The sequence below is a fragment of the Mesorhizobium sp. M5C.F.Ca.IN.020.29.1.1 genome (assembly GCF_003997375.1).
GTDB classification, from domain to species: domain Bacteria; phylum Pseudomonadota; class Alphaproteobacteria; order Rhizobiales; family Rhizobiaceae; genus Mesorhizobium; species Mesorhizobium wenxiniae.
Genome location: NZ_RZSW01000360.1, coordinates 1 through 6,504, shown reverse-complemented (window position 1 = coordinate 6,504; position 6,504 = coordinate 1). Strand labels below are relative to the sequence as shown.

5 protein-coding genes are annotated in these 6,504 nt (G+C 66.4%); all 5 read right to left on the bottom strand.

Annotation, left to right across the window (positions count from 1 at the left end; genetic code table 11):
* Positions 1–1,949 (bottom strand): malate synthase G (locus tag EOA85_RS24025; RefSeq protein WP_127211420.1); only part of this gene is annotated, 1,949 nt, incomplete at its 3' end.
* Positions 1,950–2,240: 291 nt separating this feature from the next.
* Positions 2,241–4,268 (bottom strand): hydantoinase/oxoprolinase family protein, encoded by a 2,028-nt coding sequence (locus tag EOA85_RS24020; protein ID WP_127211419.1) that lies wholly within the window; start codon positions 4,266–4,268, stop codon positions 2,241–2,243.
* A gap of 250 nt (positions 4,269–4,518) precedes the next feature.
* The gene (locus EOA85_RS24015; RefSeq protein ID WP_127211418.1) at positions 4,519–5,142 is read right to left on the bottom strand and encodes a CDGSH iron-sulfur domain-containing protein; all 624 of its coding nucleotides are present in this window, start codon (positions 5,140–5,142) and stop codon (positions 4,519–4,521) included.
* Positions 5,143–5,422: 280 nt separating this feature from the next.
* Positions 5,423–5,935: a hypothetical protein gene (locus tag EOA85_RS24010; RefSeq protein ID WP_127211417.1), complete on the bottom strand. Its 513-nt coding sequence runs from the start codon at positions 5,933–5,935 to the stop codon at positions 5,423–5,425.
* Between the two features lie 10 nt (positions 5,936–5,945).
* Positions 5,946–6,458 carry a hypothetical protein gene (locus tag EOA85_RS37690; protein WP_164759842.1) on the bottom strand — a complete coding sequence of 171 codons (513 nt, stop codon included), beginning with the start codon at positions 6,456–6,458 and terminating at the stop codon, positions 5,946–5,948.
* Between the last annotated feature and the right edge of the window lie 46 nt (positions 6,459–6,504).

Sequence of the window (6,504 nt, the reverse complement as noted above, 5' to 3'; positions counted from 1 at the left end):
GTGCACACGCCATGGTGCAGCCAGTTGGCGATATGCTGCGAGGAGATACGCAGCGTGGCGCGATCCTCCATCAGGCCAAAGTCATTGATGTCAGGCACTTTCGAGCAGCCGACGCCCTGGTCGATCCAGCGTACGACATAGCCCAGAATGCCTTGCGCGTTGTTGTCGAGCTCCTGCTGGATTTCCTCTTGAGACCAGTTCGGCCGCACCGCTACCGGCACCGACAATATGTCGTCGAGCTTTGCCTTCGGCCGGCTCTTCAGCGCCGCCTGCACGGCCTGGACATCGACCTTGTGATAGTGGGTGGCGTGCAGCGTCGCCGCCGTCGGCGATGGCACCCAGGCGGTGTTGGCGCCGGCCTTGGGGTGGGCGATTTTTTCCGCCAGCATCGCCGCCATCAGATCGGGCATCGCCCACATGCCCTTGCCGATCTGGGCATGGCCGGCGAGCCCGCATTCCAGCCCGGTGTCGACGTTCCAGGCTTCGTAGGCGGCAATCCAGGCGGCCTGCTTCATGTCGCCCTTGCGGATCATCGGGCCGGCTTCCATCGAGGTATGGATCTCGTCGCCGGTGCGGTCGAGGAAGCCGGTATTGATGAAGACGACGCGGTCTTTGGCGGCGCGGATCGCCTCCTTGAGGTTGACGGTGGTGCGCCGCTCCTCGTCCATGATGCCCATCTTGATGGTATTTTCCGCCATGCCGAGCAGGGCTTCGACGCGGCCAAAAATCTCGACGGCGAAGGCGACTTCCTCCGGCCCGTGCATCTTGGGTTTTACGACGTACATCGAGCCCGCGCGCGAGTTTTGCCGGCGTCCGTTCGGCCCGACATCGTGCAGCGCGATCAGCGCCGTCATCGCTGCGTCCATTATGCCTTCCGGCACCTCGTTGCCGTCGCGATCAGAGATCGCCGGATTGGTCATGAGGTGACCGACATTCCTGACCAGCATCAGCGAGCGGCCGGGCAAGGTGAGCGTACCGCCGCCGCGCGAGGTGTAGCTACGATCCGGGTTGAGCTTTCGGGTAAACGTCTTGCCGACCTTGGTGATCTCCTCGGCAAGGTCGCCCTTCATCAGGCCGAGCCAGTTGCGGTAGACCACGACCTTGTCCTGCGCATCGACCGCGGCGACCGAATCCTCGCAGTCCTGGATGGTGGTCAGCGCCGATTCCAGCACGACGTCGGCAATGCCGGCCGGATCAGTCTTGCCGATCTGGTTGCTGCGGTCGATTGATATCTCGATATGCAAGCCATTCCTGGCGAGCAGGACGGCTTCGGGATTGGCCGCGTCGCCGCGATAGCCGGCAAACTGTTTGGGGTCGGCGAGCGTGGTGGCGACGGCGCCCTCGCCCAGCCGCAACATGCCGTTGGCAACCGAAAGCCCGTTCACCCCAGCCCATTTGCCTGTCGTCAGCGGCACCGACTCGTCGAGGAAACTTTTCGCCCAGGCGATGACTTTTGCGCCCCGTGCGGGATTAAACCGCCCGCCCTTCTCGGCGCCACCGGTCTCGGGAATGGCATCGGTGCCGTAGAGCGCATCGTAGAGCGAGCCCCAGCGCGCATTGGCGGCATTCAGCGCGTAGCGCGCATTCATCACCGGGACCACCAATTGCGGCCCGGCGACCACCGAAATCTCCGGGTCGACATTTTCGGTCGCGACGGAGAAGGCCGGCCCTTCCGGCATGAGATAGCCGATCTCCCTCAGGAACCCCTTATAGGCTTCCATGTCGCTGGGCGCGCCATTGTCGCGATACCAGCGGTCGATCTGGTCCTGCAGGGCGTCGCGCTTTTCGAGCAGCGCCCGGTTCTTCGGCGAAAGATCGTGCACGATGGCCGCAAAGCCGGTCCAGAACGCGTTGGCTGCAATGCCGGTGCCCCGCAGCGCCTCGTTCACGACGAAATCATAAAGCTCGCGGGCAATCCTCAATCCGGCGATTTCGACGCGATCGGTCATCGGAGGTTCTCCAGACGAAAGGCTTTGCGCGCTTTGGCATGTCAGGGTGGCAGGGTCAATTCAGCTTAGGGTGAAGGAGGGATATTTTACGCTGTTTCAAGACCTGGGTTCCTCGCCCCCGCAGGGCGGGGGAGAGGTGGCCGCGAAGCGGCCGGAGAGGGGGCTTTCGTAAGGCGCAGTCCCCCTCTCCGTCTCGGCTTCGCCGAGCCACCTCTCCCCCATTTTGTGGGGGCGAGGAACCCAAGCTGGAGTGATGCCGCGATTCACAGCTCGCCCTCTGGCCTGTCGCGCTCAAACCGCAATCCTTGGCCTGCCGGACGCCACCGCCACGACAAGCGCCTCGATGAACATGCGCTGACCCTCGACGGTGGAGACGCGGAATTCGCTGGCGATTTCGATCTCGGCGCTGTCGGTGCCGGCGTCCCTGGCCCGCCCGGCGGCTATCGCCCGCACATCGGTCTCCGCCGCGGCGATCGCCGCCGCCTCGTCGACAAAATCGCGCACGGTTTCGCCTGACGCGACGCGAAACAGCCCCTCCTTGCGCTGGCTGACCCGCGCTTCCGCCGAAACCCTGACCTGGCCGACTACGGCGCCGAGCGCGTTGGCGACGTCGGTATCCTCGGGCACCACGCAGCCATTGCCGACCAGCTCGGCCAGGCCGGCATAGTGCAGCGGCGCCGAGGCGCCGAGGCCGATCACCGGACGGTCGAGCGCGACGCTGAGCCGTGCGATGCCGGGATGCGCGTCGACGGCGCGCTGCACCAGCGCGTGCGCCACGGTCGCGGCGCCGTCCAGCCCGTCCTCGGCAAAGGCGGTTTCGAGGATGTATTCCGCCGACCAGCGCGTCAGCGTCAGCAGCACCCGCTCGGAGATCGCCTCTGGCGTCGCGGCGACGAACTGCCCGCGGCCGTCGCGCTTGCGGGTGAACAGTTCGGCGCCGAGCCTCGCGGTGGCCGCATCCCAGTTGGCCTGCTTGCCCAGCACATGGGCGGCGTCCGACGGCGTGAAACCCGAAATATGCACCAGGCCGCGCGACACCAGCCGGTTCAAGGTGGCGTTCTGGGCGTTCGAGGTGAGCAGCCTGTCGAGGGCGAGCGGCACGCTGCCGATCGCCTCGTACAGCCTCGCTTCCGGAGCGGTGAGGCCGGCGGCGAGCCGCTCCGGCACGCCGGTGCGCACGGCGAAGCGGCCATCCATGCGGCCGGGGTTCGGCGCCCGCAGTTGGCGCTCCAATTCTGAGGTGACGGCTTCGCCATGCACCATGCCGGCCAGCGCTAGCGGCACCAGGCGGCGCGGCCCGAGCAGGATTTTTGGGCTGAGCACGCCGTCCTCCAGCGCCACTTCGGAATCGCCGCCAAGCCCAAAAGTGCGCATGGCCACCGCCTCGACCATGGTGCGGAAGCCGCCGACGGTGGCCCCTTCCGGATCGAGCCTGGGACGGCCCTTGTCGAGCACGGCGACGTCGGTGGTGGTGCCGCCGATGTCCGATACCACGGCATCGTCGAGGCCGGTCATGTGGCGGGCGCCGACAAGGCTGGCGGCCGGCCCGGACAGGATCGTCTCGATCGGCCGCTGGCGGGCAAAGGCGGCCGAGACCAGGGCGCCGTCGCCGCGCACCACCATCAGCGGGGCGGCGATGCCGCGCGCAGCGAGAAAACCTTCGGTCGCCGCCACCAGCCGATCGATCATGGATATCAACCTGGCGTTGAGCAGCGTCGTCAGTGCCCGGCGCGGGCCGCCGAGCTTGGCCGAAAGCTCGTGGCTGGCGGTGACCGGCAGGCCGGTCTTTTCGCGGATGAGGTCGCGAGCGGCGAGCTCATGCGCCGGATTGCGGGTGGCGAAATAGGCGCAGACGGCAAAGCCGGACACCGAGGCGCCGAGTTCCGGCAGCGCGGCCTCCAGCCCGGACAGGTCGAGTTTTGCCGCATTGCCGTGGACATCATGGCCGCCGGGGCAGAACACCACCGGGTCGGTGCCGAGCGCCGCCTTCAGTCCGTCGCGGGCAAGGTCGCCTTCGGAAAAGCCGATCATCACCAGCGCCACGCGGCCGCCCTGGCCCTCGACCAATGCGTTGGTGGCAAGCGTCGTCGACATCGACACCAGTTTTATCGCTGCAGGGTCGGTGCCGGCTTTCTGCAGCACCGCGTCGACCGCGCCTGATATGCCGACGGCCAGATCATGGCGGGTGGTGAGCGCCTTGGCCTTGGCCAGCACTTTGCCGTTAGGGCCACCGGCTTCCGACCACAGCACGGCATCGGTATAGGTGCCGCCGGTGTCGATGCCGAGGAACAGGGGGGAGGATTTAGTCTTGGCGGTCATATTCTGGCAGCGGTCCGGCGAATTTCGTCCCCGCCCCTTAGCCGATACGGACCGGCGGATAAAGCCGCTAGCGCTGGGCCAAGCGCCTAATCTCCCTCCTTGATGGGGAGATGTCGCCGAAGGCGATAGAGGGGGTCGCCTCGTGTGGAGCGCCAATCTCCTGTCGGAGTTGCAAGCCGAGCCCGGTCGGACCAACCCCCTCTGGCCTGCCGGCCACCTCCCCCTCAAGGGGCCCTCAAGGGGGAGAGTGCTACCCCACAAACCCCACCTTCTTATGCGTGCCATCACAAAACGGCTTGTTGGCCGAGTGGCCGCAGCGGCAGAGGAAGGTGCGTTGCGTGCGGCCGACCGTGTGACCGGTGCCGGTGACGATTTCGACATTGCCTTCGAGCTTGAGCGGACCGTTCTTCGTCGGCGTCACGATGAGCGGACCGTCCCGCGCGTCCAGCGCCGGCGTGTCCTTCAATGGCGGCTCGCCGGTGGCGGAAAAACCTGATTTGGTGTGGCTGCCGTCGCAGAACGGCTTGTTTTCCGAAGCGCCGCAGCGGCAGAGCGTGGCGCGATAAAAATTCTCGCCGCCCAGAATGATCTCGGCATGCAGCGCCAGCGGGCCGTTTTCCCTGAGCCGCACGGTGTTGACCACCGGCGGCTGTTCCTGTGGGCCGCCATCCTTCCTGACATAGGTGATGGCGCCCGACGGGCAGCTCTCGGCAATTGCGACGATCTTCTCGACGCTGGCCGCCTCGGGGTGGATCCACTGGCCGGGTGCATTGGGCACGAAGACGTGCGGGTCGCCCAGCACGCAGTTGCGCGAATGGATGCAGCGCCGGCCGGAAAAGCCGACATCGATCTTCTCGCCCTCGACCACTGCCATGCGGTGTCTCCTGTTCGTGTCAGGCTAGGGCGGCCGTGCGGACGGCGTCAAGCCGTGAAGGGTGCGCCCTATCTCCCCTTTTTGGGTGGGGAGATAGCCACGTGGAAATTGGTGCAGGCGGCCGAGCGAGTAATCTCCCCCCTTGAGGGGGAGATGGCCGGCAGGCCAGAGGCGGTTGGTCCGACCGGGTTCGGCTTGCTACTGCAGATGGAGGTTGGTGCTTCACGCGAGGCCCTGTCGCCTCCGGCGACATCTTCCCTCAAGGGGGGATAAAGGCGCGTCAACCGTCGATCGCCACATGCGGCGCGAGCCGCCGGATCGCGGCGATCATGTCCTGCCCCTGGACGTCGAGCGAGGAGATTTCCATGTGCACGATGTTTTTGCCGAAGGGCAGCATCCGGCTGAGCGCATTGACGGCCGAGTATTTGATTTCGTCGGGCGGTTCCCCGGTCAGCTCGAAATTGAGCATCGCCGCACCCTTGCCGCCGGAGGCGAGCCGCACGCTCAGCACGTTGCGCCAGGGCACCAGCACGTCACCGGCGCGGCGGTCGCGAAAACCCGTGTCGTCGAGCACGACCTTGACCGATTTGTCGAAGGCGCCGCGCGCGATGAAGAAGCCGAGCGCCAGGCAACCGAGCGCCAGAAGCACGATCACCAGCACCCACCCGCCAGCCGCGCCCGCCGCCAGCCCCTGCAGCGCGCCGAAAGCGAAGATCGCGCTGATCAGGAACGGCCCGATGGCCGGGAAGATCTTGCCCGTCGCGCTGTTGCGGATTTCGAGCGGCGTAGACATTTTTTCCCGCTCACCGTTCGGGCTTCAGCAAGGTCCAGATCCAGCCGACGAAGGTGAGGACCAGGAAGGGATAGCCGGCGGCGGGCAAGGGCGACGAGGTCGGCAGCAGAGGCGCGCCCCAGAGGATCATGCAAGCCGACACGACGAACAGCAAAGCCGCGATAACAGCGGTCAGCCGCATCCACAGAGCAAAAGTGTTCGGCGCGCTGACCATGACGAGCGCCGCCGCCCAGAGCGAGATGCCGCCGACATAGGAGGGGACGCTAGCCTCAAGCCCCGCCGCATTGCCGGCGAGCAGCAGGCTCTCGCCGGCGAGGAAGGTCAGGAAGCCGGCCGCCACGCAGTCATTGCCCAGCCGCTGATACTTCATCGTCAAAAGCGCCGTCCCCACCACGAGCGCCACGCCGTCGATCGTCCACAGTGTCTCGCGCAGCGCATCGCTCGCCACGAAGGTGCCGGCAAGGCCAAAAGCGCCGCCGATGGCGAGGCCGATCGCGGCGACGGTGTCCAGAGTGGAGCGCATTTGATGTCTGCCCGGGCCGGGGAGAGGATACGCCAAGGTGGGGTAT

Coding starts and splice junctions, on each gene's coding strand:
- EOA85_RS24020 (WP_127211419.1), bottom strand. CDS start 4,268: ATGACCGCCAAGACTAAATCCTCCCCCCTGTTCCTCGGCATCGACACC.
- EOA85_RS24015 (WP_127211418.1), bottom strand. CDS start 5,142: ATGGCAGTGGTCGAGGGCGAGAAGATCGATGTCGGCTTTTCCGGCCGG.
- EOA85_RS24010 (WP_127211417.1), bottom strand. CDS start 5,935: ATGTCTACGCCGCTCGAAATCCGCAACAGCGCGACGGGCAAGATCTTC.
- EOA85_RS37690 (WP_164759842.1), bottom strand. CDS start 6,458: ATGCGCTCCACTCTGGACACCGTCGCCGCGATCGGCCTCGCCATCGGC.